Consider the following 25,371-nt stretch of genomic DNA (forward strand, 5'->3'; position numbering starts at 1 on the left):
CCCGGCCCGAGGCCAGGGAAGGCCGGCCCGCGCACCCGAGGCAACGGTGGGCGGTGGGCGCGACCTTCCCGGAGCCCACCGAGGCCCCACCGCCACCCGGCTCGGCGCGAGGCTCCCGGCGAGGCCGTGTGGCCACGAGCACGGCATGATCGGAGCCGTGAGTTCCATCGAATACGTCCTGCCCCTCGTCGCCCACATCGAGAAGGACGAGCCCCCGGCCCGTACCGACGCCCTCGAGGCCGCCGCGCGGGCGGTTCTCGTGCTGCTCGCCGACGTGCGCTCCACCGACCCCGAAGGGGACTGGCACGAGGTCGTCGAGGCCTGGCAGGGGCATCGGATCCGCAAGGTGGTGCGCCGGGCCCGTGGCGGCGAGTGGCGTCGCGCCGGTGCCCTGCCCGGGATCACCGTGGCCCACCGCACCGCCGAGGTCCGGGTGTATCCGCCCATTCCGCTGGACGGATGGCCCAAGGATCTGGCCAGGTTGCAGGTCTCCGGCACCGACCTGGACGAGCCGGCGCCGCCGCCCGCCGCCGACCCCGGGCAGCCGGTGTTGTGGTTGAACCCGTCCCTGGAGATGACCGCCGGCAAGGCCATGGCGCAGGTCGGGCACGGCGCGCACATCGCCTGGATGGGGCTCGGTCCGGGTGCGCGAAAGGAGTGGGCCGCGCGTGACTTCGACCTCGCGGTTCGAGTCGCCGACCCCGCCGCATGGCCCGCGCTCGCCGGCAGCGGCCGGCCCGTGGTGCGCGACGCGGGCTTCACCGAGATCGCGCCGGGATCGTGCACCGTGGTCGCGGACGTACCGTGGCCGACCCGCTGAACGTGGCCCCGCACCGCCCCCGCCGCATCGAGCGAGGTGACACCGGGTGACGTTGCGTCACCGGGACGGCCGGGCGCGCGGGCCATGTCGCTCCGCGTAGCGCCCGGGATGATCCGTGTACGCTGCAACCGAGACCCGTACGTGACCGGATCGTCACTGCCCCGGTTCCCGCGGCCCACTACGGTAGGTCACAGGCCGGGCCGACCACCCGGCTCCCGAACCACGTGTCCAGGTCCCGCCCGGATCCGTCGGTGCCATCCGCTGGGGGACGGGTTCGCCGATCGCTCCGGCCGCCCTGTCTCGCGCGGCTCGGGACACCATGGGCGAGGGGACTGCCGGCGCGTGACTCTTCAGGTGATCAAGGACGATCTCCAGGGCTGGACCGTGCTGCACGTCCTCGGGGAGGTCGACTACGCCGTCGTCCCCGAACTGCGTGAACACGTCAGACGCGCGGTCGCCGACGGCGATCATCGGATCGTCCTCGACCTCACCCGGGTCGAATTCCTCGATTCAACCGGCATCGGCACCCTCGTCGCGGCCCGCCGACTGCTCCGCTCCACCGGCGGCTCGCTGCGGCTGGTGATGCCCGGCAACAACGACCACCACGTCAACCGGGTCTTCACCGCCCTGGGCCTGCGCCGCCTCTTCGACGTACACCCCGACCTCACCGAAGCCCTGTCCGACGACATCCCCACGGACGAGGACCTGAGCGCCGCCGGCTGACCGGTTGCCGGAAAAACACCGAGGCGGCTCCGCCTCCGCTCCTACAACACCGCGTCCGCCGCCGTCAGCGTGGCGCCCGCGCCGGGGACGTGGGTCAAACGCGTGGCGAAGGCCCGGTAGGCGGCGGCCAGTGCCTCGCTGGGGACGCGCCGGTGGCCCAGTACGTCGGCGAACCACCGGGTGAAATCCACGAACAGCGCGTCGTCGTCCAGGAACAGCGAGACGGCGAGCGTATCGACCGCACTGGCCAGGCCGTCGCGCATGGTGGTGTCCGAGCGTTCGCCCTCGATCGGGGCCAGGGCCGACATGCCCGCGGCGACCAGCGGGGTGCGCAGCAGGCCGACGCCGTCGTGGGCCGGGTCGGGCAGGTGGCGCAGGCGCGGGGCCGGCGTGGTGACGGTCGGCCAGTCGGGGCCGGTCAGCATCTCGGCGGCGCGTTCGGCGGTCGGCGCCCAGCCGTTCGCGCCGACGACGCCCGCCCAGCGGCCGTTCGGGCCGAAGCCGGGACCGCCGACCAGCACCGGCACCCCGACCCGGCGGGCCACCTCCACCATCGCCCGCGCACCCGGCAGCGCGGTGGAGACCGTACAGCTCAGCACCACCGAACCGGCACCCGAGTCGGGCACCACCCGGGCCAGTTCGCCCGCACCCGTACCCGGCGGCAACACCGTGGTGTCGATACCGCGCAGCCGCAACAGCGCGGCCAGGATCCGGGACGCGAGCCCGTGCCAGTCGCCCTGCGCGCAGCACACCACGATGCGGGTCTGCGAGCGCGGGCGCGCCGTCGCGTCCGCGACCAGGTGCACCACCCGCCCGGTGACGTGCGAGGCGGCGTGCTCGCGCGCCACCGTCCACTCGCCCGTCGCCCACCGCTCGCCCACCACGCGCAGCGCCGGGATCACCAGGTGGGTCAACACCTCCTCGCCCGGTACCCCCCTGCCCAGCAGGTTGCGGACCAGGTTCAGTGCCTCGACTTCGTCGGCCCGGCCCAAGTGTGCGAGGAACAGGTCGACTTCGTCGGAGACCACGTGCGTCATGCGCCGTCCGGATGCTCGTCGGGACCGGGACGACCGAGCTCGGCCAGGATCGGCAGCGCCTCGCGGTCGTCCCGATAGGGGATGTGAATGGCCAACAGCACCACGTCGTCGATCACCGGGGCGTCGCCGAGATGCTCCAGCAGCCGCTGTTCCAGGCGCTCCACCAGCGCCTCCACCGGCATGCCCGCGCACGAGGCCAGGTCGTGCCGCAACGCCTCCACCCCGTACGCCTCGCCGTCCGCGTCCCGCGCCTCGGTGACCCCGTCGCTGTACAGGAGCAGGGTCGACCCGGCCGGCAGCGGCAGTTCCCGCTCGCCGAACACGGTGCCCGGGATGCCCGCCACCAGCGGATCGGTGAGCGCCATCGCGGTGACCCGACCCGCCGGGTCCATCCACAGCGGCGGCGGATGCCCCGCGCAGGTCAGCCGGACCCGCGCGGAGCCGTCCGGATGCACCGAGCAGTCCCCGGTGATCGCGGTCAGCACCAACGAGGGGTCGCCGAGGGTGAGTTCCGCGTCGAGCAGCGCCATCCGACGCGCGGGAGCGCAGCCCGCGCTCGCCGCCGTGCGCAGGATCAGCAGCGAGCGCGAACTGAACATGCCCACGGGCGTGCCGCGTCCGCACACGTCGCCGACGGAGAACGCCCACGTGCCGTCGACCGGAGTGGGATGCACGGCGTAGAAGTCGCCGCCGAGACCGTTGGTCAACGACACCGGGCGGTAGCGGGCGGCGATCCGCGCGCCGGGCACCTCGGGCAGCGGGCCCGGGACGAGTGCCCGGGCGAGCAGCAGGGTGCGCCGGTCCTGTTCGACGTACAGCCGCGAGGTGCGCAGGGCCACGCCCACCCGTTCGGCGTAGTCCACCGCGAGTGCGATCTCCTCCTCGGCGAACGGCTCCGAGGTCGCCGAGCGCACGAACGTCAGTACGGACGGCGCGTCGTCGTCCGTGGGCACCGGGACCACGAGGGCGCACCGCGCGTCGACGGCGAGCAGGTCCGCGACCGCCTCGTCCGGCACCAGTCGGCCGAGCAGTTCGCGATCCATCAGCGGATGCAGTTCCTGCCGGCGGGTGCGCAACACCCGGCCGACGCCCGCCGGGGCCGTCCACGCCGCGCCCAGGCCGGTGGTCACCCGGGCGATCGGGGCGCCGGTGGCGGGCGCGTAGGTGGTGCGCATCCGGCCGTCCTCCATGCTCGGCACGGACAGCGCGACCCAGTCGGCCAGTTCGGGCGCGGGCAGCGTGGTGACCAGATCGGTCAGCCGGCGCGGGTGGGTGGTCGCGGACAACACCCGGCCCGCCTCGGCGAGGAAGACCTTGCGCCGCCGCTCGGCCAACAGCGCGTCCTCGCGCCGCCGTTCGGCCGTGGTGTCGCGGACGTACCAGGCGTAGTGTCCATTGCTCAGCACCGCCCGGCGCCCGTGCACGCGGCGATCGTCGACCTCGCCCCGCCACGTGGTCCCGGTCGCGGGCAGGGTCGGGAAGGCGGTGCCCACGGCGCAGTCGGGCAACACCCGCCCCGCGGCGGGGTTGACGTGGCACACGGTGCCCTCGGGGGTGAACACGATCACGCCGGTGTCGCTCTCGTCGAGCACCTCGGCCGGCGACCAGCCGGGCGGCGCCGTCTCGTCGAGGGCGTGCGGCGGCTCGAAGCCGTCGGTCGGCCGAGAGGCGGCCGACTCCTGCGTGCTGTTGCCCCGCTCGTCACTCGAGGGGCGTGGTCCGGTCATGGCTACGGAATCCCTTGCGTCCGTGCGTTTCGAGCCGGCTCGCGCCGGCGCTCGCGCAACCTTCACGGTACGACCGCCGAGGTCGGCCGCGGGTGGCTTCCGACGGAATCACACCTATAGGGGAAGACGGTCCACGAGCGACCGATCCGGCGAGTAGGGTGCCGATGCGGCCCTGCGTTCCGGGATGGATGTGTAGGTTCGTCCCGGGACGCGCGCATCGTAGCGAGCGGTCGCGTGCCGCGCGACCGAACCGACACTCGACCGGGTGGAGTGGTCCCCATGAGCATCGACGATCTCCCGCCGGACGACGTCGATCACACATCGTTCTCGGCCAGACCGTGCGTGGTGCACACGGCCCTGGAGGCCGATCTCGGCGGCATCGTGTCCGTGCACGGCGACATGGACATGACCGCGGCGCCGGCCTTCCGCCAGGCGGTGGACCGCCTCGTCGACGAGGGCGCGCGCAGCCTGCGGATCGACCTGTCGGGGGTGCCGTTCATCGACTCGTCGGGCCTGGGCAGCCTGGTCTACGGCTACCGCCGACTGCGCGACCGGGACGGGGACGTCGTGGTGTGCGGTGTCGGGCCGCAACCGGCGCGGGTGTTGCGAATCACCCATTTGGATCGGATCCTCAGCGTGGAACCGACGGGTGTCCTCCGGAACCGGTGAGCACCGAACACCGCTCGCGCTGTCCCCGCGCCCGTCCCACCCCGCGCGGTCCCCGCGCCCGTCCGCTCCGGCGGCGCACTCACCGGCCCAGGCCGGCCTCCAACTCGCTCGCCGTGCGACTGCGGATCAGGTCGTTGACCGCCTCGCCCGGTCCGACCTGCTCGAACAGCGCCGGCGGCCGGAAGGTGACGTACATCGTGCGCCGCCCGCCCACCCCCGCGGGCGGCGGCGACGCGTGCAGTACGTCGGCCACGTGCACCGTCACATCGCCCGGCTCGGTGGGCACCGCGACATAGGGCAGGTTCGACAGCTCCTCCTGCGTCGGTTGCGGGCAGGTGCGCCCGTGCGAGCCCGGGATCGCCTCCAGGTAGCCGGTCTCGGCGCAGGAGCCGGTCAGTTGGATGCCGATCGCCACCGACGGACACATGATGTGGTGGCCGCCGAGACCGCAGTCGGTGTGCCACGGGATGTTGGCCAGGCCCTTGAGCCGACCGGCCGGCTTGAGCAGGACGGATACCCCCTCCATCCGGTCCATGGACGCGGCCAGGTCGTCGTGCAGCAGACCGGCCAGCCGGACCAGGCGCGGATCGCGGGCCAACGCGCCGATCGGCGCGGAGCGTTCGCTCGCGTAGACGATCCGGCACAGCACCGCCTCGCCCGACTCGGTCTCCGCCCACCAGGACCGGTCGTCGTCCGGCCGGGCCTCGGCGGCGAGCCGGTCCACCTCCGCGTTCAGGGCGGCGATCTCGGCGGCGGAGAACACCCCGCGCACCCGCATCACCCCGGTCGCCTCGAAGTGTTCGGCGAGTTCCCGATCGGAGCGGTCGAGGGTGAGTTCGGCCGCCGGGTCCACCGGCGCGCCGTGCCGGTCGTACAGCTCCGGGCCCTCGGGCAGGTAGATCTCGATGCCCTGGTAGAGCGCCCGCAACGCCGGTTCCCAGCGGAACAGGTCGAGCACCGTGCCGCGTTCGGTGTGCACCTCGCCCGCGATGGCCAGCGCCGCGGCGGTGCGCAGCAGGGTGACCAGGTCGGTCCACGCGTCGGGGGACAGCCGCACCACGCAGCCGGCATCCGGGTCGATCCCCTCCACCACGCGCAGTCGGGAGTCCTGGGCGCGATAGGTCCACGCGCCGGTGCCGACTCGCAGACCGAGCGGGTCGAGCCCGGCGAGGCCCGCCTCGGCCCGTTTGCCGTGCGCGCCGATGAGCAATCCGGGGACGATGTCCCGGTGGTACGTTTCCGCGTCGATCCGGTCGTGCCCGAGCATCCTCGCGACCTCCTGCGCTGTACGTTGCCGCGCAGTATGCCGGGCCGGAGCGCTGTGTCACCAGAGCGTTGCGCGCTTTGCCCGAAGTCGGCGCGAGCGGCCGGTCGACGACCCGCCCCCGGCCGCGACCCGTCGACCGATCGCCTTGTCACACGCGGTCGATGACGGTTCGTCAGCTATTTTGGCCGGATCATTGACGGTTCGTCAGTTCTCCGGGGAGGACGCGTCCTCGCGGACTCGGGACACCTGCGGGTAGGCGCGGCGCAGATGCGCGGCCACCGCACCGGCCGCGGCGCGCGGGTCGCGGGCCACGATCGCGGCCAGGATGGCCCGGTGGTCCGCGCGCAACGCGCCCGTGTCCGGCCCCAGTTCGGCCACCGCCCGGCGCTGGTGCCGGCGGACGGTGTCGCGCAGCGCGCGCATGAAGGTGGTCACCAGCGCGTTGCCCGACAACTCCGCGATCGTGGTGTGGAACTCGGTGTCCAGTTCGTTGAACCGGTCCGGGGACAGGTCCGGGTCGTCCATCGCGGCCACGATCGCACTCAGCCGGTCGAGGTCGGCCTCGCCCGCGTGCCGCGCCGCGCCCTCGACCGCCCACGACTCGATCAGCAGCCGGGCCTCGACCACGTCGTCCACGGCGAAGTTGGCCAGCCCCAGATGCAGCCGGAGTACGCCGGTCAGCGCGGGGCCCGCCGAGCCGGCCAGGACCGCCCCCGCCTCCGGGCCGCTGCCCGGGCTGGCCACCAGCACCCCCATGGCCTCCAGGACCCGCATCGCCTCGCGCACCGAGGGGCGGCTGACCCCGAGCGCGGCGGCCAACGCGCGCTCGCCCGGGAGCTTGTCGCCGGCCCGCAGTCGGCCGCTCGTGATCTGCTCCTCGATCTGCGCCACGACCTCCTCGAACGCGCGTACACGCTTGACCGGACGCCAGTCGGGGCCGTCTGTCACGGGGGCTCCTCGGATGCGGGCGTCGCGGATCGCGAATCGGGGGGTGTCTTGTGGCCAAGCATGCCATGCCCTTAGCGTGAGCACACCACAGTGTGGTCAGACCACATGATCCGACAGTCGCGAGGAGGCCGCCCGCATGCGCGTCGGGCTGTTCATCACCTGCGTCAACGACACGCTCTATCCCCGCACGGGACGGGCCGTCGTCCGCCTCCTGGAACGGCTCGGCTGCACCGTGGACTTCCCCACCGCGCAGACGTGCTGCGGCCAGATGCACTGGAACACCGGCTACGGCAAGCGGATCGAGCCGATGGTGGCCGGATTCGCGGACACCTTCGCCGGCTACGACGCGGTGGTCACCCCGTCCGGGTCCTGCGGCGCGATGATCCGGGACAACCACCCGCGCGCCGCCGCACGCGCGGCGGATCCGGGGTTGTCGGCCCGGGTCGCGGCGGTGGTGCCGAAGGTGTACGACCTCACCGAGTTCATCGTGGACGTGCTCGGCGTCACCGACGTCGGCGCCTACTTCCCGCACCGGGTCGTCTACCACCCCACCTGCCACTCCCGCCGCCTCCTGGGCCTGGGCGACCGGCCGACCGCGCTGCTTCGCGAGGTGCGCGGCCTGGAGCTGGTCGACCTGCCGGGCGAGGAGGAGTGCTGCGGCTTCGGCGGCACGTTCGCGGTGAAGAACCCGGACGTCTCCACCGCGATGGGCGCCGACAAGGTGCGGCACGCGGCCGGTACGGGGGCGGAGGTGCTGTGTGCGGCGGACAACTCGTGCCTGATGCACATCGGTGGGCTGATGGATCGTCAGCGGACCGGCATGCGCGTTGTGCACCTGGCGGAGATTCTCGCCTCGACGGCGGGTTAGGGGGTTGGTGTACCCGCCCGCTCCACCCGTTGCCGCCTCCGTATCGGCTGCGGACTCACAGGCGGCGGTGTGGCCCCTCCGGCCTGTGAGCCGACCTGCCTCGACCCGTTGATCGGAAAGCTTTCGCCATGACCTCACCGCCCACGTTCCTGGGTATGCCGCCGTTTCCCGAGGCCGCTCGATCGGCCGTTTCGAATCCCCAGCTTCGCCATAATCTGCGTAAGGCAACCCATACCATCCGGGACAAACGTGCCCATGTGGTCGGCGAGCTTTCCGACTGGGCCGAGTTGCGAGCCGCCGGGGCGGCGATCAAGGACCGGACGTTGCGTCGGCTCGACGAGTACCTGCTCGCCGCCGAGGCGGCCGTCGCCGCCGCCGGCGGCACCGTGCACTGGGCGGCGGACGCGGCGGAGGCGAATCGCATCGTCGCCGATCTGGTGCGGGCCACCGGGGAGACCGAGGTGGTCAAGGTCAAGTCGATGGTCACCCAGGAGATCGGGCTGAACGAGGCGCTGGCCGCCGAGGGGATTCGGGCCTACGAGACCGATCTGGCCGAGTTGATCGTGCAGTTGGGCGACGATCTGCCGTCGCACATCCTGGTGCCGGCCATCCACCGCAACCGGGCCGAGATCCGGGAGATCTTCGTCCGGGAGATGGCCGAGTGGGGGGTGCCGGCGCCGCCCGGGCTGAGCGACGAGCCGGCCGCGCTGGCCGAGGCCGCGCGACGACACCTGCGGGAGCGCTTCCTGTCCGCGAAGGTCGCGGTGTCCGGGGCGAACTTCCTGGTCGCCGAGACCGGCACGCTGGTCGTGGTCGAGTCGGAGGGCAACGGGCGGATGTGTCTGACCCTGCCCGAGACGCTGATCTCGGTGGTCGGCATCGAGAAGGTGGTGCCGACCTGGGCCGATCTGGAGGTGTTCCTGCAACTGCTGCCCAGGAGTTCGACCGGGGAGCGGATGAACCCGTACACCTCGATGTGGACCGGCGTCACCCCCGGCGACGGCCCGCGGGACTTCCACCTGGTGCTGCTCGACAACGGCCGTACCGACGTGCTGGCCGACACCACCGGGCGACAGGCGCTGCGCTGCATCCGGTGTTCGGCCTGCCTGAACGTGTGTCCGGTGTACGAGCGCACCGGGGGCCACGCGTACGGGTCGGTGTACCCGGGGCCGATCGGCGCGATCCTGGTGCCGCAACTGCGGGGCGTGGCAACCGGGAAGGTGGACCCGCAGACCGCGTCGTTGCCCTACGCGTCGTCGTTGTGCGGTGCGTGCTACGAGGTGTGCCCGGTCGCCATCGACATCCCCGAGGTGCTGGTGCACCTGCGCGAACAGGTGGTCGAGGGCGGCGGTCATCGGGCCGAGCGGGCGGCGATGCGGGCGGCCGAGTGGGTGTTCGACGACGCGAAGCGGCTGCGCACGGTACAGCGGGTCGCGGCCCGCTCGCGTCGGCTGCTGCCCCGCCGCGCGCCCGGGCCCGGTGCGGCCTGGTCGGACAGCCGGGCCCTGCCGGAGGTGCCGGCGCAGTCCTTCCGCGACTGGTGGGTGCGCGAACGCGGCGCGCCGCCGGCGCGACCCCCGGCTGCTCCGGCACAACCGCCGGTGGAGAAGAACCGGATCGAGGAGGACGACCGATGAGTTCGCGTGCAGCGATCCTGGCCCGGGTCCGCCGGGCGCTCGCCGACGTGCCGAGCGACGACGACTTCCCGGTCGCGCGCGACTACGCACGGGCGCATGTCGCCGAGGGTGTGCTCGAACTGTTCGTCGCGCACCTGCGCGACTATCGGGCCGTGGTGCACGAGGTCGCCGAGGACGCCCTCCCGGACGCGGTCGCCGCGGCGGTTGAGCGGCGCGGGGCCCGCACCGTGGTGACCCCGGCCGGGCTGCCGCCGGCGTGGACGGCCGGGCTCGCCGAGGGGGTGTGCCTGGCGGACGGCTGGGCGTACGAGCAGTTGTACGACAATAGTATTAATAACAGGCCTACGGTTGCCGACCGTGCCGACCGTGCCGACATCCTGACCACGTCCACCCTCGACACCGCCGACGGCGTACTCACCGCCGCCGCCGTCGGCATCGCCGAAACCGGCACGATCGTGCTCGACGCCGGACCCGGCCAGGGCCGTCGGGCGCTGACCCTGGTGCCGGACTGGCACCTGTGTGTGATGCGCGCCGCCGACGTGGTCGCCTCGGTGCCGCAGGCGCTGGAGCGACTCGACCCCGGTCGACCGCTGACCTGGATCTCCGGGCCGTCCGCGACCAGTGACATCGAGCTGGATCGGGTCGAGGGGGTGCACGGGCCCCGCACCCTCGAAGTGCTGATCGTGCGGTGACGGGCCGGCGATCATTTACAGTCCATAGGCGTGGCACCTGATACGAACGCACTCGTCCGCTCGACCAAGAACCTGATGGAGATGGTCGATCTCCTCGGCAACACCAGCCCGCCCGAGGCGTACGACGCGATCGCCGAGCAGTTGGCAAACACGCGGCGTCTGCTCGGCCGGCTGACCGCGCCGGCGCCGACCACGCTGTGCAACGAGCATCCGCACGGTCCGGTCGACGAGGACGCGCGGGACAAGTGCCTGTTCTGCGAGAACCGGCGGCGGCGCGGGCGAGCCCGGGACGCGGCCGACGCGCGACCGCGTTCGGCGCCGTGTCCCCGGCACCCCGAGCGCGGTCTGCTCGCGCTCGGCGAGGCGTGTCCGCTGTGCGGCGGCCCCGAGGGGGTGTCGATGCCGCGTCAGGGCGTGCCGAGCGTGCGCGACCCGCGGCCGGCGCCGTTGGCCGGTGTCCGGGGCGTCGACATGCGGCTGACCGTGCTCACCCGGCAGCTCGCCGGGATGGCGGGCGAACCGGGCCGGGACGCGCGCGGGGAGGCGCTGCTCGCCGCGGCGATCGACGCGCTCAAGGGCGCCCAGGGGCTGATCCAGGCGGCCAACGCGTTCTCCGAGGGGCGCGGCGACGAGGCGTACAACACCGCCACCCGGGTCGCGCGCGGCCTGCGCGCCACGGCCGCCGAGGTGCTGGAGGACCTGTGAGCCGGGTGGGGCGCGGGGGCGCGAGGGCGCCGCGAGGGCTCGGCCGCGCCGGTCGTCAGTCCTCGTAGGTCGAGGCCATCGGGTCGTGTCCGTTCCACACGACGAAGACCGACGAGGTCTGTCCGTGTCGGACGAAGTCGACCCGGATCCACCGGTCGCCCGGCCACACCTTGACCGCCCACCCCGGGTTCGGCGACGCGGCGATCAGCGTCGCGGTGGTCGCCTGGTAGCGGAACGACGCCCGCCCGCCGCGCACCTCGAAGCTCTGCACCGCCGCGGCCGGCGGCTGCTCCCGCAACTGCGCGGGCGGCGCCGCCGGCGGGGCCTTCGTGGTCGGCGGGATGGTGGTCGGGGGCGGGGACGGCGAGGTGGGCGGCGGGGTGCGGTTGACGGCCGAGATCAGGTCCGGCGCCTCGGAGGTCGGCGGCGCCGAGGGTGTGGGCGGCGGCGTGGACACCGAGGGCGGCGGTACGTCCCCCGCCACCGGGCTCGGCGGCCTGGGCGGTTCGAACACGGTCTCGCGCAGCACACTGCGCACTCCCCACCAGGAGAGCGCGACGGCGACCGCGGTCACCGCGAGCCACACCGAGATCGACGTGATGATTCTCCGCACGGGCCCCATCCTTCCGCCCCGGGCCCGCCCGTCCCCGGCGGGGTGGCGGCGAGAGCACGGGTCTGTCCCGGGCCGGCGCCGGGGGAGCCGAGAGCACGGGCCCCTCCCGGGCCGGGGGGAGCCGACGTTACGGGTACGGTTCCGAACCATGGCACAGGTGCTCGTTGTCGAGGACGACCAATTCGTACGTTCGGCGCTGATCCGCTACCTCACCTCGTCCTCCCACGCGGTGCGCAGCGTGGGCACCGCCCTGGAGGCGCTGCGCGAGGTGGCCCAGTACTCGTTCGACGTGGTCATCCTGGATCTCGGCCTGCCGGACCTGGACGGATCCGAGGCGTTGAAGATGTTGCGCGGCATATCCGACGTCCCGGTGATCATCGCGACCGCCCGGGACGACGAGGCGGAGGTGGTCCGGCTGCTCAACGCCGGCGCCGACGACTATGTGACGAAGCCGTTCTCCGGGGAGCATCTGGGCGCCCGGTTGTCGGCCGTGTTGCGCCGCGCGCGTGGCGGCAGTACACCCGAGGTGTTCAGCACCGGCGGCCTGCGGATCGACACCCGGCGCCGCGAGGCGCACCTGGACGGCCGCGAACTGGAGCTGACCCGGCGCGAGTTCGACCTGCTGGCGTTCCTGGCCGCGCGGGCCGGCCGGGTGGTGCCGCGGCGCGAGATCCTGGCCGAGGTGTGGGGTCAGGCGTACGGGGACGACCAGACCATCGACGTGCACCTGTCGTGGTTGCGCCGCAAGCTCGGCGAGAAGGCGCGGGAGCCGAGGTATCTGCATACCGTGCGGGGTGTCGGGGTGAAGCTGGAGCCCCCGGCGTGAGACTGCGCTCCGGCGGGCGCGGGGCGGCCGGGCGGCGCGGGGAGGGCCGGTCCGGGAGTCGGGCCGCGGGCGCGGCGGAGCGGGCCGGCGGGTCCGCCCGGGTCTCGAAGCCGGCACGCGGCCCCAGGCCGGCCCGGGCGCCGAGGGGGTTGCGCGGCACGCTCGTCCGGGTCTCGTTGGCGGTGACCTCGATGGTGGCGCTGGCGTTCCTGATCCCGCTGGTCCTGGTGATCCGGGAGATCGCCGCGGACCGGACCTTCACCGATGCCGAGCGGCAGGCCGCCGCGCTGCAGCCGGCGCTGGTGATCACCACCGATCGGGCCGCGCTGGAGCCGGCGATCGCGAGTGTGCCGGCCGGATCGGGTGGGCGGATCGCGATCCACCTGCCCGACGGCTCGGTGCTCGGGCGACCGCGGGCGAGCGAGCACAACGTGGCGGGCGCGCGCGAGTCGGCCCGCTCGTTCCGGGTCCGGGCGGGCGGCGGCTGGGCGCTGTTGCAGCCGGTGGTGCTGGACCAGGGGCGGATCACGGTGATCGAGGTGTACGTCCCGGACGGCGATCTCGACCACGGCGTGGGCACCGCGTGGCTGGTGCTGACCGGGGTGGCGGTGGTGCTGGTCGGCGGTTCGGTCCTGGTCGCCGACCGGCTCGGGGCGCAGGTGGTGCGCTCGGCCCGGTCGTTGGCCGCCGCCGCGCGTTCGCTGGGTACGGGCGACCTGGAGGCGCGGATCGCCCCGCAGGGCCCCTCCGAACTCCAGGAGGCCGCCACGTCGTTCAACACGATGGCCGATCGGGTCGAACAACTGCTGGCCAACGAGCGGGAGGTGGCCGCCGACCTGTCGCATCGCCTGCGCACCCCGCTGACCGCGCTGCGGCTGAACGCGGCGGCGCTCGGGGACGATCCGGTGGCCGAGCAGACCCGGCACGCGGTGGCGCAACTGGAGCGCGAGGTGGACGAGTTGATCCGCGGCGCGCGGCGTTCCAGCGCGAGCATCGAACGGGTGGGCTGCGACGCGGCGGAGGTGGTGCGGGCCCGGATGGACTTCTGGTCCGCGCTGGCCGAGGACGAGGACCGCCCGTGGCAACTGGTGGGCGCGGAGGTGCCGGTACGGGTCCCGGTGTCGCGGGGCGACCTGGCGGCCGGTCTGGACGCGATGCTGGGCAACGTGTTCCGGCACACCGAGGAGGGGGTGCCGTTCTCGGTCACGCTGCACGCGGGCCGGGAATCGGTGATCCTGCTCGTCGCCGACGGCGGTCCCGGCATCGCCGACCCGGAGACCGCGCTGCGGCGTGGGCACGGGCAGGGCGGCGACGGCTCGACCGGCCTGGGTCTGGACATCGTGCGCCGGCTCGCGGAGGCCACCGGGGGAGAGGTCGGCCTGGGCCGCTCGGTGCTCGGCGGCGCGGAGGTGAGTGTGCGGTTGGGCGCGGGCCGTACCGACGCGGTCACCCGGCGCAGTCGTAGGGCCGGCAAGAGTCGGCGCGGACGGCGCAGGACCGGTGTCGGCTGAGTGATCCGGCGCTCTCGGCCGGTTGTCGACGGTGTCGATTTTCTCACCGTGAGTCACTGCTCGTGCGCCCCCCGGAACCTCGGCGACGATTCACTCTTAAGAGGGCCTTAAACCCTCGTCCCGGGCCCAATCCGGTCGGGTCGACAGGTGTTCTTCGGCCACGGTTTTCACTAGCCTTCAGAACGACGGTCCATTCGGAACCAACGGGACTCCCCCCTTTCCGAGTGGGCCAGGCGCAGCCCAATCCCCCCAGGGTCTGTAGCCGTTCGGGGATTTGATCCCCGGCCGTTCGTGTCCCCACCCCCACCCGGGGCGCGACGGCATCCGGCCCGAGAGCGTGAGCTCTCGGGCCGGCCTTCTTTGCGCCCTCGCCGGCGCCGATCGCCCTACAGCGCGCCGACGCCGTGCAGGAACGCCTTCGTCTTCTCCGGGTCGTACATGAAGTCCTCGAACTCCGCCGGGTTGTCGAACGCGCTCATGATCGCGTCGCAGACGGCCGGGCAGTCGTTGCCCGCGCCCATCAGCATCCGCACGTGCTCGGGCGGGGGGCCGAGCAGGGCGGTGGAGAACTTCACCCCGTGCCGGGCGCGGTCCCAGAACGTGGCGAAGAGCAACTCCATCCAGTCGGCGTCGAACGGCCGATCCCCGTGCGCGACGATCGCGTTCAGGTACAGGTCGGCGGCCCGGGCGGCGTTGTTGGCGCCCTGGCCGCTGAGCGGGTCGTTGGTCACCAGCACGTCGCCGATGCCCAGGGCGACCCCGCCGGAGGGGAGTCGGGCGACCGGCTTGCGCACGATGGGGGAGAAGCCGCCGCTGAGCACGCACATCGGGTCGGTGAGTTCGGCCCGGCTGATCCGGTCGTGGTCCCACGGTGCGAACTGGCGGACCACGTCGCGCATCAGCGCCCAGTAGGCCTGCGGGTCGCGCACGCCGCCGAACACGTCCAGCGGCCCGCCGGGGATCGCCTCCAGCAGGATGATGTCGCACGGCCCGGACAGGGTCAGGCCCGGGAACATGATGATCTCGCCCGCCTCGGGGATGGCGTTGACGTGCAGCGCGTCGTGCCCCACCGCCGGCCTGGGCGTCGCGCCGTGGAAGTAGGCGACGGCCAACTGCCGCTGCGGGGTGGTGAATTCGGACTTCTCGTGGTCCCGGTCGAACATCGACACCAACTCGCCCTTGCCGGCCGCCACCACCACCAGGTCGTGGGCGCGGGTGAACCAGTCGATGTCGGACACCGCGACCGGGTGCACCACCAGGTTGCCGCCCCGGGCCACGAACAGCTCCATCCAGGCGGGCATCTTCATCCGCTGGTCCACCGACTGCGCGCCGCCCAGATCGCCCAGCCAGTCCACCACGGGCGTGCCGTCCGGGCCGGGGATGGTGAAGCCCGCCCGGTCGATCGGCGGCACCCGGTCGGCCCACAGGTCCAGTCCGTGCGGCCGTTCGAGGGCGATCGTCGACGGCATCATGATCTGTGTCGAGGTCACCCGGCCCGCGCGTATCTCGTCGGGCGTGCGCTCGGTCATCACGGTCACGTCGTAGCCGTGGGCGAGCAATCCCAGGCCGAGCTGGAGCCCGGATTGGCCGGCACCGACGATGAGGATCCTGCGCATGGCTGAAGTCCCTTCCCCTGATCAAGTCGCATGCATCGTATGGCTCGCGCTGCGTGTTCACGGGGGCACCGACGGGAACTCGGGGGCCGCCGACCGGAGATCGGCCCTCGGCGGGTGGGCGCGTAGGCGGGCGTCGGCGTCAGGGGCGGGGCGCCGTCCACCGCTCGCGGGCGCTCCAGTCGGAGTCCCGGCCCCGGTCGTCGCGAATCCGCACGCTCCAGTAGTACGTGGTGCCCGATTCGTAGCGGAACCCCGAAGGGCGCACCCCGACGCGCTGCGCGGAGTACACGACCCCGCTGTCCCACACGTCCGGGTCGACGCCGCCGGCGAGCACCGTGTCCAGGGAGGCGGGATCGGCGGAGATGACCAGTCGGTAGGTGCGCTGCCGGCGGTCGTGACCGAGGCCGCCGTAGCGGACCGCCCAGCCGATGCCGTCGGCCCCCGTCCGCGCCTCGTCCGACAGCGCGACCACGGTCGGCGCGCGTCGGGACGCCGGCGATCCGGAGCGGGCCGCGTACCCGAGGAGGCTGCCCACCAGGACCACGCCGGTGAACAGCACCAGCCCCGTGCGCAGCACCGGACCCACCCGCCCCACGCGTCGTGCCGATCCCACGAGCACTCCCGACCCCGGAGGCGGATGATCACGCGACCCTAGACATGTGACACGCGTCACCGGAAGCCCCCGCGACCGGCGCCCGGAGCGCCGCCGCCGACGCGCGGGCGAGGTCGTATCCGGGTTGGGTCCGGGGCGGGGGCGGCGAGCAGGCAGGATAGACGGGTGACTCTCATCGATCTGCTCCCCGCCGAGGCCGACCCCGACGCCCTGTACGAGGCCTTCGCCGCGTACGCGGAAGAGCGCGGCCTCACCCTGTACCCCGCGCAGGAAGAGGCGCTGATCGAGCTGGTCTCGGGCAACAACGTCATCCTGAACACGCCGACCGGCTCGGGCAAGAGCCTGGTCGCCGCCGGCGCGCACTTCGCCGCGCTGGCCCGCAAGGAGCGCAGCTTCTACACCGCGCCGATCAAGGCGCTGGTCTCGGAGAAGTTCTTCGACCTGGTGGCCCAGTTCGGCACCGAGAACGTCGGCATGATGACCGGCGACGCCTCGGTCAACGCCGGCGCGCCGATCATCTGCTGTACCGCCGAGGTGCTGGCCAACATCGCGCTGCGCGACGGCGCGGAAGCCGACGTCGGCGTCGTGGTGATGGACGAGTTCCACTTCTACGGCGACCCGGACCGGGGCTGGGCCTGGCAGATCCCGCTGATCGAGCTGCCGAGGGCGCAGTTTTTGCTGATGTCGGCCACGCTCGGCGACATGGACCACTTCCGGGCCGACCTGAAGCGGCGTACCGGCCGGTCCACCACGATCGTCAAGTCGGCCACCCGCCCGGTGCCGCTCTACTTCTCCTACCGGGTCACCCCGCTGCACGAGACCATCGAGGAGTTGCTGACCACGCGTGAGGCGCCGGTGTACATCGTGCACTTCACCCAGGCGTCGGCGGTCGAGCGGGCCCAGTCGTTGATGAGCATCAACATGTGCACGCGCGCGGAGAAGGACCAGATCGCGTCGGTGATCGGCCGCTTCCGGTTCACCACCAAGTTCGGCCGCCAGCTCTCGCGCTGGGTGCGACACGGGATCGGCGTGCACCACGCGGGCATGTTGCCCAAATACCGCCGGCTGGTGGAGCGCCTCGCCCAGGCCGGGCTGCTCAAGGTGATCTGCGGCACCGACACCCTCGGCGTCGGGGTCAACGTGCCGATCCGCACGGTGTTGTTCACCGCGCTGTCGAAGTACGACGGCCAGCGGGTGCGCCGACTGCGGGCGCGCGAGTTCCACCAGATCGCCGGGCGCGCCGGGCGGGCCGGCTTCGACACCGTGGGCAACGTGGTGGCGCAGGCCCCCGAGTACGAGATCGAGAATCTCAAGGCGCTGGCCAAGGCCGGCGACGACCCGAAGAAGCGCCGCAAGGTGGTGCGCAAGAAGGCCCCGGAGGGCTTCGTCGGCTGGAACGAGGAGACCTACACCAGGCTCCAGGAGGCCGAGCCGGAGCCGCTGGCGTCCCGCTTCCGGGTCACCCACGCGATGCTGCTCGCGGTGATCAACCGGCCCGGCAACGCGTTCGAGGCGATGCGGCACCTGCTGGTCGACAACGACGAGCCGCGCGCGCAGCAGTTGCGGCACATCCGGCAGGCGATCGCGATCTACCGCTCGCTGCTCGACGGCGGCGTGGTGGAAAAGCTCGACGCCCCGGACGAGGAGGGCCGCATCGTGCGGCTCACCGTGGACCTCCAGGCCGACTTCGCGCTCAACCAGCCGCTGTCCACCTTCGCGCTGGCCGCGTTCGACCTGCTCGACCCGGAGGCCCCGACCTACGCGCTCGACGTGCTCTCGGTGGTCGAGGCGACCCTGGACGACCCCCGGCAGATCCTGGCCGCGCAGTTGAACAAGGCCAAGGGCGAGGCGGTCGGGCAGATGAAGGCCGACGGCATCGAGTACGAGGAGCGGATGGAGCGGCTGGCCGACATCCAGTACCCGCGCCCGCTGGAGGACCTGCTCGAACACGCCTACGCCATCTACATGCGCAGCCACCCCTGGGTGGGCGACCACCCGCTGTCGCCCAAGTCGATCGTGCGCGACATGTTCGAACGGGCGATGACGTTCGGCGACTACGTCGGCTGGTACGAACTCGCGCGCACCGAGGGCATCGTGCTGCGCTACCTGGCGAGCGCGTACAAGGCGCTGAACCAGACCGTGCCGGACGACGCCAAGAACGAGGACCTGCACGACATGATCGCGTGGCTGGGCGAACTCGTCCGCCAGGTCGACTCCAGCCTCCTCGACGAGTGGGAGAAGCTGGCCAACCCGGACGCCACGCAGGAGGAGTTGGACGACATCGAGGGGCGGACCGCGCCCGTCACCGCCAACGAGCGCGCGTTTCGGGTCCTGGTGCGCAACGCGCTCTTCCGGCGGGTGGAACTCGCGGCGCTGCGGCGCTACTTCCAGCTCGGCGAGTTGTCCGAGCAGGAGGGCGACACGGCGTGGGACGCCGAGCGCTGGCAGGACGCGCTGGCGGACTACTGGGACGAGCACGACTCGATCGGCACCGGTCCCGACGCGCGCGGGCCCAAGCTGTTGCAGATCACCAAGGAGGACTCGGCGTGGCGGGTCCGCCAGGTGTTCGACGACCCGGCCCAGGACCACGACTGGGGCATCACCGCCGAGGTGGACCTGACCGAGTCGGACGAGACCGGGCGCGCGGTGGTGCGCGTGGTGGCGGTGGATCGGATGTGAGCGGCGGCCGGCGTGGGAGCGGCGCGCGCGGCGGTGCGGGTGATCGCGGTTGCTCGGATGTGAGTTCGGGCAGACTGGGCCGATGACGAAGAAGCGGCTCGCCGTCGACGCACACGGCTCGATCCTGTCCCGGAACTCGCACAACTCGGTGCTCTCGATCGGGTCGGAGGGTTCGGTGCTCTCGATCGGCTCGGTGGGCTCGGTGTTGTCGATCGGCTCGGTCGGTTCGGCGCTGTCCTTCGGGTCGGTCGGCTCGACCCTGTCGTGCGTGTCGATCGGCTCGTTTTTGGGCGTGGCCTCGGCGTTCTCGGCGCAATCGGTGTGGTCGGCCTTCTCGTTCCAGTCCAGCGGCGGCCTGTTCGACGCCCACAACAGGCGCCGCAATGCCCGCCGGGCGGCGCTGCCGGCGGCGGTGACGGTGGCCGCTCTCGCCACGACCGTCGCGCTGGGCCGCCGGTCCCGCTGACGGCGCCTTTCGGCGGAGCTACGCCCGGACGTCGGCCCAGGCCGGGCCGTAGGGGCGAGCTCGTCCGCGCCCGGGACGCCGTCCGCCGCGTCCTCCTCCCATCGGCGGGCCTCGGCCCGGGTGAACGCGCGTACGCCCCGCGGCGTCGCCGTAGGCCATCCCGGCGTCCGGGCTGCCCAAGCTCGCGCCTGTGCGGGCGGGTGGCCGCCCACCACCAGGGGCAGGTCCGGCGACCCGGGCGCCACAACACGCGCGCGCTCGCGGGCAGGAACGGGTTGACCCGCTCCTCTGGCGAGTTCGTCGAGAGGCCCCAGGTCGGCCCCCACCAACCGGGATCCTCAGTGGACCCTGGTCGCGGCGTTGCGGAGTACGCCGGGGACCAGGCGGCGGTGCACGGCGGACAGCGGGGGCCAGATCAGCCGGCCGAGGGTGCGTTCGTAGCGCAGGAACGTCGCGAGTGCGACCTGCCCCTCGCTCGTGCGGACGACGAGGTTGGCGGTGAGGTGTGGGGACGCCGTCGCCAACCGAATCCAGTCCGGCCCGCGTTCGGCGACGCGCCAGCCGGCCACCGTGTCCGGCGAGCGCCCGTGAGTGAGCCGCAGGCCGAGCAGGCCGCGCCAGATCAGGCGTTCCCCGGCGTTGGGGACGTCGCCGAACATCGCCCGGGCCCACTGCTCGGGTGTGGCGTCGCCGGCCGCGTCCGTGGTGAAGGTGAACACGTCGACGTAGTCGAAGTCGGGCAGCGCGGTGAGGGCGTGGAACGACTTGGGCAGGTCCTTCCGTCCCACGACGCCGTCGACGGTGCCCGCCGGGCTGCCGCCTTCGGGGTTCGGACGGCCGTACTCCCGCCAGGCGCTTTCCCATTGCCGGGTCAGCGCCGGATAGACGACGAGGTGGCGGAACGGCGCGATGGCGGCCATGTAGAGCCGGCCGAAGGTGCCGTTGGGCTTCACCAGGACCGCCATGCGCAACTCGTAATCGCCGCTCGCGGTCGGCACCCATCCGAGGTGCATGATCGTGTGGACGGTCTTGTTCGCCAACTCCCGGGCGCACTCGGTGTCCAGCTCGTACACGGGGGTGAGCGGCATCTCCTCGGACTCGAAGCCCGGGTTGTCGCGCAGGTCGGCGGGCAGGCGATCGCGCAGGGACGGGACCCGTGCCGCGAGACCGGTCCTCGGGTCGTCCCAGCCGAGCAGGGCACCGATCTTCCAGCGCGCGGCGAACAGGAACCGGGCCGGCGCACTCTGCTTCGCGAGCCCGCCGGCCGCCCGCAGCGCGGCGAGCATGGTCGGGAAGTCGTCCGGCCCGGCACCGGGTGTGCGGAACGACCACACGTCCTCCACCCGGAAGTCGGGGGCGAGTTCGTGAATGCGCCACGGCCGGTCGGTGTACGCGGTGCGGGGGAGCTTCATGGGCAGGACCGCCTCGGGTGCGCGATATACGGCTGCGTATAAAATGAGGTTAGCCGTTTTATACGGCTCCGTACATCAGCACCGAAAGTGAAGTGGGGCACATGGTGGGAACGCCGCGCACGCCGCGGGACCGGTGGGTCGAGGAGGGGCTGCGCGCCCTGGCCGCCGGCGGTCCGGACGCGGTCCGCGTCGAGGCGCTGGCCAAGCGACTCGGCGTTACCAAGGGCGGGTTCTACGGCTACTTCGCCGACCGCGGCGCCCTGCTGGAGGCGATGTTGGAGACCTGGGAGCGGGAGAGCACCGACGAGGTGATCGACCGGGTCGAACGGGAAGGCGGCGACCCGAGGACCAAAATCCAGCGCGCGGGCGCGCTCACCTTCTCCAACGACCGCCTGCTGCCCATCGACCTGGCCATCCGCGACTGGGCCCGTCGCGACGAGGCGGTCGCGGAGCGACTGCGCCGCGTGGACGCCCGGCGCATGGCGCTGCTGCGCGAGATGATCGGCACGTTCTGCGCCGACCCCGACGAGGTCGAGGCCCGCAGCCTGATGGCCTTCGCGATGGCGATCGGCGGCCACTTCCTGGACCTCGACCACGGCCCCCGAACCAAGGCCGAAGTCCGAGCCCACGCCGCCGACATCCTCCTCGCCCGCCCCAGACCGAAGCCCAAGCCCTGACGAGGCAGGCGCCTCGGACGGGCCGGGGCATGGGCCCGGCCCGGTACATCTCGGCGGCGGGCGCGGTGGTGCTCTTGTCGGCGAGGGCGCCGTAGTCGTATTCGACCATCCACCGGTCACCGTCGTGCCACACCCGGGTGATGGTGGCGCGCCGTGCGATCGGCCAAGCGGCACATGCAGGCGTGCCGCTACGGCGTTCTCCTCGACGATCCGCGTGTACGGCGTGCGGCCGTTGCCGCCTATCACGTTGTGGCGAGTCTTCTCCGCAAGCGGGGCGATGCGGCCTCGGCCTGGATCGCGGCCGACCGGGCCGCGCAGGCCGCTCGCGCATTGGAGGACCCTGCCGCAATCGGCAGCGCCGCGAGGATCGTCGTACACGCTATGGGCGGGGTCGGCCACCATCGCCAGGCCATCCGTCACGGAGTCGACACAGCCCATGACCTGACCCGCTACCTGCGCAGGGACACGCCCGAACTGATCTCCGTCTTCGGCGCACTGCTCCTGCGGGCAGCCTGGGCGGCGTCGGAGATCGACCACGCGGATACCGTCGCAGCCCTCCTCACCGACGCCGAGCATGCCGCGGCCATGCTCGGCGTCGACGGCAACCGCGAGTGGACGGCGTTCGGCCCCACCAACGTCGGCGTCCATCGTGTGTCCCTGGCCCTCACCCTGGGCAATGCCGGACACGCGGTCGAGGCGGCCCGCGGCGTCGACGTCACGGGCTTGGAGGTCGCCGAGCGACGCGCGGTCTTCTGGCTTGACGTGGCCCGGGCCCTAGCCGCCTGCGGACACACCGAGAAGGCCGGAATCGCGCTGCTGACGGCAGAGGAACAGGCACCCGAAGAGATTCACTCCCGCACTGCGGCCAGGAACCTCACCGGCCAACTGGTGCGTTGCGACGAGTACGGTCGGCTCCCGGAACTGCGTTCTCCGGCCGTGCGATCGGGAGTGTCGTGGTGAGTCGTGTGCTGTATCTCGTCGTCTGTGCGGCGGGGCCCGCGCCGTATGTCGAGGTGTTGCTTCGGGACGCGGTGGGGCGGGGGTGGGATGTATGTACCATCGCGACGCCGGCGGCCGAGGGTGGTGGGTTCGTCGATGCGGCGGCTGTCGAGGCGGTGACCGGGAGGGGGGTTCGTTCCCGCTATCGGCGTGCCGATCAGCCCGGGCGGTGGCCCAAGCCCGATGCCGTGGCCGTGGCTCCCCTGACCATGAACACCCTCACGAAGTGGGCCGACGGCCACGCGGACACCTACGCGCTCGGCGTCCTGACCGAGGCCGTCGGGCTCGGCCTGCCCAGCGTGGCGCTTCCGTCGCGCGTGCGGTCGGGGTCAGTCCAGGTCCAGGTCCTCCGCCGGTTTCGGGCTCGGGCGCCAGGTCGGGCCCGGGGTGCGCTTGGTGCCGGCGAAGGCGGTCAGGTCATAGGCCGACTCCGCGTGCACCGCCAGGTCCAGGCCGCGTTGTTCGTGGTCGGCGTGGGCGCGGAAGCCGATGGTGCGGTCGATCACCTTGGCGATCGTGTACGTGACGCCGAAGGAGAACGCCGAGACCACCACTATCGCGACCAACTGCTTGCCGAGCAGCGCCGCGCCGCCGCCGTGCAGCAGGCCCGCCGGGCCGCCGGTGACGCCGTCGGCCGCGAACAGGCCGATCAGCAGCGTCCCGACCACGCCGCCGACGTAGTGCACGCCGACCACGTCGAGCGAGTCGTCGTAGCCGAAGCGGTGCTTCCAGCCGACCGCGAAGCTGCACAGGACGCCCGCCACGAGGCCGATCACCATCGCACCCGGCATGTCCACCACCCCGCACGCCGGGGTGATCGCGACCAGGCCGGCGACCGCGCCGGAGGCCGCGCCGAGCGTGGTGGCGTGTCCGTCCCGGCGCTTTTCCACCGCGAGCCAACCGAGCAGCGCGGTACATCCGGCCGCCTGCGTGTTCACCAGCGCCTGCGCCGCCAGTCCGTTGGCGCCGAGCGCGGAGCCGCCGTTGAAGCCGAACCAGCCGAACCACAGCAGCCCCGCGCCCAACACCACCAGCGGCAGGTTGTGCGGCCGCATCGGATCCCGTTTGAAGCCGATCCGCGGACCGAGCACCAGGGCCACCGCCATGCCCGCCGCGCCGCAGTTGATCTCCACCACGAGGCCGCCCGCGAAGTCGAGCGCACCGAGGCGATGTGCGATCCAGCCGTCGGGGCCCCAGACCCAGTGCGCGAGCGGGACGTAGACGCAGGCCACCCACACGGCGCAAAAGAGCACCCATGCCTTGAACCGGGTGCGGTCCGCGATCGCCCCGGAGATCAGTGCCACGGTCAGGATCGCGAAGGTCAGTTGGAAGGCCATGAACAGCAGTTCGGGCACCGTGCCGTGCAGATCGGCGGGCTTGGTGCCGGCCATGAACACGCTGCCGAGATCGCCGAGCAGACCGCCGCCCACGTCGCCGCCGAAGGCCAGGCTGTAGCCGAAGGCGATCCACACCACGGTCACCACCGCGATCGCCACGAAGCTCATCATCAGCATGTTCAGCACGCTCTTGGCCCGCACCATGCCGCCGTAGAAGATCGCCAGGGCGGGGGTCATCAGCAGCACGAGCGCGGTGGCCACGAGCAGCCACGCGGTGTCTCCGGCGTTCAGGGCGTCGGGGGCGACGGCGACGGTCATGCGGCTCCCTCATGGGCCTGATGGGGTTTCAGGTCAGGGTGCGCAGCGCGGGTTTCCTGGCGTATACCTCGGTGTTACGCGCGGGTTAAGGAACCGCCCGTGTGTTACGCGCGCATTGCCCGATGGTGAGCGGATGTGCACGGGGTGAACGCCCCGACACGCCGGTGAAACACGGATGGCCGACCCCGGTTCACCCCGGCACCAGGCTTTGCCCCCGCGCCCGGTTCACCCCGGTGCCCGACCGCCCGAGCGCCGGGTGACCAGTCGGGCCACCGCCCCCAACCGCTCGCCGTAGTCGCCCACCCGACGGCCCGTCACGGCCTTCAGGCCGTTGAGCGTGAGGGCGACCGCGACCCGCCCGGCGGCGTCGAAGACCGGGGCGACCAGGGTCGAGATGTCGTAGGTGGTGCCCGGGTCGACCGCGATCAGCTCGTACTCCTCCTCGCCGAGCGCCGCGACCAACTCGGCCAGCCGGTCGCGCAGCAGCGGCGCCTCGCGGGGGTGTTCGGCCATACGCTCCAGCGTGTCGCCGATCCGGGTCCGGGTCGGGCTGTCCAGGGTGATCGAGTAGCCGCGTTCGCGGACCGCGCCGAGTGTGGCGGGCAGGTGGATCCGGGCCGTGCCGCGTACCCGCTCGTCGAGCCGGTCCAGCCAGGCGTCCACCTCGTCGGGCCGGGACCACGCGTGGAACACCTGCCCGAGCGGCGGCACCATGCGCAGCCGCTGCCCCACCCGGACATCGGCGGACGCCAGTTGCGGCCGGCCCTCGACGGCCAGGATCACCACCTCGTCGCCGATCGCCACGCTCGCCACCAGCTCGGTGTCGAACTCACCGGCCAGTGCGCGCAGTTCGGCCCGGGCCAGGTCCACCGCCCGATTGCCGCGCAGCGCCGCGTCGCCCAGCGCGATCGGCGCCGGGCCCAGCTCGTACGTCTTGCGGCGCGGATGCCGCACCAGGTAGCCGCCGTCCTCCAGCGCCTGGAGCACGGAGAGCGCGGAGGCGAGGTTGATGCCCAGCGCGGTGTGCAGCTCGGACAGCGTGTACGCCTGACCCGGGTGGGCGGCGAAGAAGTTCAGGATCTCCACCGCGCGACCGGCGGCGAGGGCGGGACGGACCATGAGGGCGACTCTCCGACCCGGCGGGCATCTTGTGGCCGATACCTCGCGGGGCCACACTCGGCAGCACGGAATACGGGATTCGGAAAAACTTT

Annotated in this window: 23 protein-coding genes and 2 pseudogenes; 14 read left to right on the forward strand and 11 right to left on the reverse strand. The window is 72.5% G+C overall.

Annotated features, from left to right (window positions below; genetic code table 11):
- The first annotated feature begins 145 nt into the window (after positions 1-145).
- A complete protein-coding gene (locus B4N89_RS24330) occupies positions 146-820 on the forward strand; it encodes a peptidyl-tRNA hydrolase (RefSeq protein WP_078977931.1) in 675 nt (224 codons plus the stop codon).
- A 342-nt stretch (positions 821-1,162) separates the two neighbouring features.
- Positions 1,163-1,543: an STAS domain-containing protein gene (locus B4N89_RS24335; protein ID WP_101897163.1), complete on the forward strand. Its 381-nt coding sequence runs from the start codon at positions 1,163-1,165 to the stop codon at positions 1,541-1,543.
- A 41-nt stretch (positions 1,544-1,584) separates the two neighbouring features.
- Here B4N89_RS24335 and B4N89_RS24340 read toward each other — a convergent pair whose 3' ends face one another.
- Together B4N89_RS24340 and B4N89_RS24345 are read right to left on the reverse strand one after the other, a co-directional pair.
- Complete coding sequence (locus tag B4N89_RS24340) at positions 1,585-2,580, reverse strand: cobalamin B12-binding domain-containing protein (RefSeq protein WP_078977933.1); 996 nt, start codon at positions 2,578-2,580, stop codon at positions 1,585-1,587.
- Positions 2,577-4,307, reverse strand: coding sequence for a PP2C family protein-serine/threonine phosphatase (locus B4N89_RS24345; protein WP_078977934.1), 1,731 nt, complete (start codon positions 4,305-4,307; stop codon positions 2,577-2,579). The genes B4N89_RS24340 and B4N89_RS24345 overlap by 4 nt, the downstream gene beginning before the upstream one ends.
- A gap of 279 nt (positions 4,308-4,586) precedes the next feature.
- Between B4N89_RS24345 and B4N89_RS24350 the strand changes: the two genes are divergently transcribed.
- A complete protein-coding gene (locus B4N89_RS24350) occupies positions 4,587-4,976 on the forward strand; it encodes an STAS domain-containing protein (RefSeq protein WP_078977935.1) in 390 nt (129 codons plus the stop codon).
- Positions 4,977-5,055: 79 nt separating this feature from the next.
- On the opposite strand, the gene B4N89_RS24355 is transcribed toward B4N89_RS24350, so the two are convergent.
- Both B4N89_RS24355 and B4N89_RS24360 read right to left on the reverse strand, forming a co-directional pair.
- A complete protein-coding gene (locus B4N89_RS24355) occupies positions 5,056-6,243 on the reverse strand; it encodes a phytanoyl-CoA dioxygenase family protein (RefSeq protein WP_078977936.1) in 1,188 nt (395 codons plus the stop codon).
- Between the two features lie 204 nt (positions 6,244-6,447).
- Positions 6,448-7,191, reverse strand: coding sequence for a FadR/GntR family transcriptional regulator (locus tag B4N89_RS24360; RefSeq protein ID WP_101897164.1), 744 nt, complete (start codon positions 7,189-7,191; stop codon positions 6,448-6,450).
- Positions 7,192-7,327: 136 nt separating this feature from the next.
- Here B4N89_RS24360 and B4N89_RS24365 point away from each other — a divergent pair, with 136 nt between their 5' ends.
- The 4 genes from B4N89_RS24365 to B4N89_RS24380 all read left to right on the forward strand — a co-directional run bounded on the left by B4N89_RS24365 (position 7,328) and on the right by B4N89_RS24380 (position 11,093).
- Positions 7,328-8,059, forward strand: coding sequence for a (Fe-S)-binding protein (locus tag B4N89_RS24365; RefSeq protein WP_078977937.1), 732 nt, complete (start codon positions 7,328-7,330; stop codon positions 8,057-8,059).
- 128 nt (positions 8,060-8,187) lie between these two features.
- Positions 8,188-9,696 (forward strand): lactate utilization protein B, encoded by a 1,509-nt coding sequence (locus B4N89_RS24370; protein WP_235618759.1) that lies wholly within the window; start codon positions 8,188-8,190, stop codon positions 9,694-9,696.
- A complete protein-coding gene (locus B4N89_RS24375; RefSeq protein WP_078977938.1) occupies positions 9,693-10,388 on the forward strand; it encodes a LutC/YkgG family protein in 696 nt (231 codons plus the stop codon). Before B4N89_RS24370 ends, B4N89_RS24375 begins: the two co-directional genes overlap by 4 nt.
- A gap of 30 nt (positions 10,389-10,418) precedes the next feature.
- On the forward strand, positions 10,419-11,093 hold the full coding sequence (locus tag B4N89_RS24380; RefSeq protein ID WP_143658070.1) for a hypothetical protein: 675 nt from the start codon (positions 10,419-10,421) through the stop codon (positions 11,091-11,093).
- 55 nt (positions 11,094-11,148) lie between these two features.
- Here the strand turns inward: B4N89_RS24380 and B4N89_RS49930 are convergent, their stop codons facing one another.
- Positions 11,149-11,706 carry a hypothetical protein gene (locus tag B4N89_RS49930; protein ID WP_161500805.1) on the reverse strand — a complete coding sequence of 186 codons (558 nt, stop codon included), beginning with the start codon at positions 11,704-11,706 and terminating at the stop codon, positions 11,149-11,151.
- Positions 11,707-11,854: 148 nt separating this feature from the next.
- On the opposite strand from B4N89_RS49930, the gene B4N89_RS24390 reads away from it, so the two are divergent.
- Positions 11,855-12,532: a response regulator transcription factor gene (locus B4N89_RS24390; protein WP_078977941.1), complete on the forward strand. Its 678-nt coding sequence runs from the start codon at positions 11,855-11,857 to the stop codon at positions 12,530-12,532.
- A 149-nt stretch (positions 12,533-12,681) separates the two neighbouring features.
- Positions 12,682-14,043: a sensor histidine kinase gene (locus tag B4N89_RS24395; RefSeq protein ID WP_078977942.1), complete on the forward strand. Its 1,362-nt coding sequence runs from the start codon at positions 12,682-12,684 to the stop codon at positions 14,041-14,043.
- A 386-nt stretch (positions 14,044-14,429) separates the two neighbouring features.
- Here the strand turns inward: B4N89_RS24395 and B4N89_RS24400 are convergent, their stop codons facing one another.
- Positions 14,430-15,659 carry a styrene monooxygenase/indole monooxygenase family protein gene (locus B4N89_RS24400; protein WP_078977943.1) on the reverse strand — a complete coding sequence of 410 codons (1,230 nt, stop codon included), beginning with the start codon at positions 15,657-15,659 and terminating at the stop codon, positions 14,430-14,432.
- 139 nt (positions 15,660-15,798) lie between these two features.
- Positions 15,799-16,272 (reverse strand): hypothetical protein, encoded by a 474-nt coding sequence (locus tag B4N89_RS49080; RefSeq protein ID WP_143658071.1) that lies wholly within the window; start codon positions 16,270-16,272, stop codon positions 15,799-15,801.
- 165 nt (positions 16,273-16,437) lie between these two features.
- On the opposite strand from B4N89_RS49080, the gene B4N89_RS24410 reads away from it, so the two are divergent.
- Positions 16,438-18,951: a DEAD/DEAH box helicase gene (locus B4N89_RS24410; RefSeq protein WP_078977945.1), complete on the forward strand. Its 2,514-nt coding sequence runs from the start codon at positions 16,438-16,440 to the stop codon at positions 18,949-18,951.
- A gap of 82 nt (positions 18,952-19,033) precedes the next feature.
- Positions 19,034-19,417 carry a hypothetical protein gene (locus B4N89_RS24415; RefSeq protein ID WP_078977946.1) on the forward strand — a complete coding sequence of 128 codons (384 nt, stop codon included), beginning with the start codon at positions 19,034-19,036 and terminating at the stop codon, positions 19,415-19,417.
- Positions 19,418-19,755: 338 nt separating this feature from the next.
- Here the strand turns inward: B4N89_RS24415 and B4N89_RS50785 are convergent, their stop codons facing one another.
- Both B4N89_RS50785 and B4N89_RS51615 read right to left on the reverse strand, forming a co-directional pair.
- Positions 19,756-20,205, reverse strand: a complete 450-nt coding sequence (locus tag B4N89_RS50785; protein ID WP_235618974.1) for a DUF2867 domain-containing protein — start codon at positions 20,203-20,205, stop codon at positions 19,756-19,758.
- Between the two features lie 42 nt (positions 20,206-20,247).
- Positions 20,248-20,829 (reverse strand): annotated as a pseudogene (locus B4N89_RS51615) (DUF2867 domain-containing protein); the annotation flags it as partial.
- Between the two features lie 101 nt (positions 20,830-20,930).
- Between B4N89_RS51615 and B4N89_RS24425 the strand changes: the two are divergent.
- The 3 genes and pseudogenes from B4N89_RS24425 to B4N89_RS52670 form a co-directional block, all read left to right on the forward strand.
- On the forward strand, positions 20,931-21,506 hold the full coding sequence (locus tag B4N89_RS24425) for a TetR/AcrR family transcriptional regulator (protein ID WP_201260890.1): 576 nt from the start codon (positions 20,931-20,933) through the stop codon (positions 21,504-21,506).
- A 153-nt stretch (positions 21,507-21,659) separates the two neighbouring features.
- Positions 21,660-22,466, forward strand: coding sequence for an XRE family transcriptional regulator (locus tag B4N89_RS24430; protein WP_143658072.1), 807 nt, complete (start codon positions 21,660-21,662; stop codon positions 22,464-22,466).
- 5 nt (positions 22,467-22,471) lie between these two features.
- Positions 22,472-22,750 (forward strand): annotated as a pseudogene (locus B4N89_RS52670) (flavoprotein); the annotation flags it as partial.
- A gap of 84 nt (positions 22,751-22,834) precedes the next feature.
- Here the strand turns inward: B4N89_RS52670 and B4N89_RS24440 are convergent.
- Both B4N89_RS24440 and B4N89_RS24445 read right to left on the reverse strand, forming a co-directional pair.
- Positions 22,835-24,160 carry an ammonium transporter gene (locus B4N89_RS24440; RefSeq protein ID WP_078977950.1) on the reverse strand — a complete coding sequence of 442 codons (1,326 nt, stop codon included), beginning with the start codon at positions 24,158-24,160 and terminating at the stop codon, positions 22,835-22,837.
- 225 nt (positions 24,161-24,385) lie between these two features.
- Positions 24,386-25,279, reverse strand: a complete 894-nt coding sequence (locus B4N89_RS24445; protein ID WP_161500806.1) for an IclR family transcriptional regulator — start codon at positions 25,277-25,279, stop codon at positions 24,386-24,388.
- Positions 25,280-25,371: the final 92 nt, after the last annotated feature.

The organism is Embleya scabrispora (assembly GCF_002024165.1).
Taxonomy (GTDB): domain Bacteria; phylum Actinomycetota; class Actinomycetes; order Streptomycetales; family Streptomycetaceae; genus Embleya; species Embleya scabrispora_A.

What these genes read in the sequence shown, in the direction of transcription:
- B4N89_RS24330 (WP_078977931.1), top strand. Translation starts at nt 146, where the DNA reads ATGATCGGAGCCGTGAGTTCCATCGAATACGTCCTGCCCCTCGTCGCC.
- B4N89_RS24340 (WP_078977933.1), bottom strand. Translation starts at nt 2,580, where the DNA reads ATGACGCACGTGGTCTCCGACGAAGTCGACCTGTTCCTCGCACACTTG.
- B4N89_RS24345 (WP_078977934.1), bottom strand. Translation starts at nt 4,307, where the DNA reads ATGACCGGACCACGCCCCTCGAGTGACGAGCGGGGCAACAGCACGCAG.
- B4N89_RS24350 (WP_078977935.1), top strand. Translation starts at nt 4,587, where the DNA reads ATGAGCATCGACGATCTCCCGCCGGACGACGTCGATCACACATCGTTC.
- B4N89_RS24355 (WP_078977936.1), bottom strand. Translation starts at nt 6,243, where the DNA reads ATGCTCGGGCACGACCGGATCGACGCGGAAACGTACCACCGGGACATC.
- B4N89_RS24365 (WP_078977937.1), top strand. Translation starts at nt 7,328, where the DNA reads ATGCGCGTCGGGCTGTTCATCACCTGCGTCAACGACACGCTCTATCCC.
- B4N89_RS24370 (WP_235618759.1), top strand. Translation starts at nt 8,188, where the DNA reads ATGACCTCACCGCCCACGTTCCTGGGTATGCCGCCGTTTCCCGAGGCC.
- B4N89_RS24375 (WP_078977938.1), top strand. Translation starts at nt 9,693, where the DNA reads ATGAGTTCGCGTGCAGCGATCCTGGCCCGGGTCCGCCGGGCGCTCGCC.
- B4N89_RS24390 (WP_078977941.1), top strand. Translation starts at nt 11,855, where the DNA reads ATGGCACAGGTGCTCGTTGTCGAGGACGACCAATTCGTACGTTCGGCG.
- B4N89_RS24400 (WP_078977943.1), bottom strand. Translation starts at nt 15,659, where the DNA reads ATGCGCAGGATCCTCATCGTCGGTGCCGGCCAATCCGGGCTCCAGCTC.
- B4N89_RS24415 (WP_078977946.1), top strand. Translation starts at nt 19,034, where the DNA reads ATGACGAAGAAGCGGCTCGCCGTCGACGCACACGGCTCGATCCTGTCC.
- B4N89_RS24425 (WP_201260890.1), top strand. Translation starts at nt 20,931, where the DNA reads ATGGTGGGAACGCCGCGCACGCCGCGGGACCGGTGGGTCGAGGAGGGG.
- B4N89_RS24440 (WP_078977950.1), bottom strand. Translation starts at nt 24,160, where the DNA reads ATGACCGTCGCCGTCGCCCCCGACGCCCTGAACGCCGGAGACACCGCG.
- B4N89_RS24445 (WP_161500806.1), bottom strand. Translation starts at nt 25,279, where the DNA reads ATGGTCCGTCCCGCCCTCGCCGCCGGTCGCGCGGTGGAGATCCTGAAC.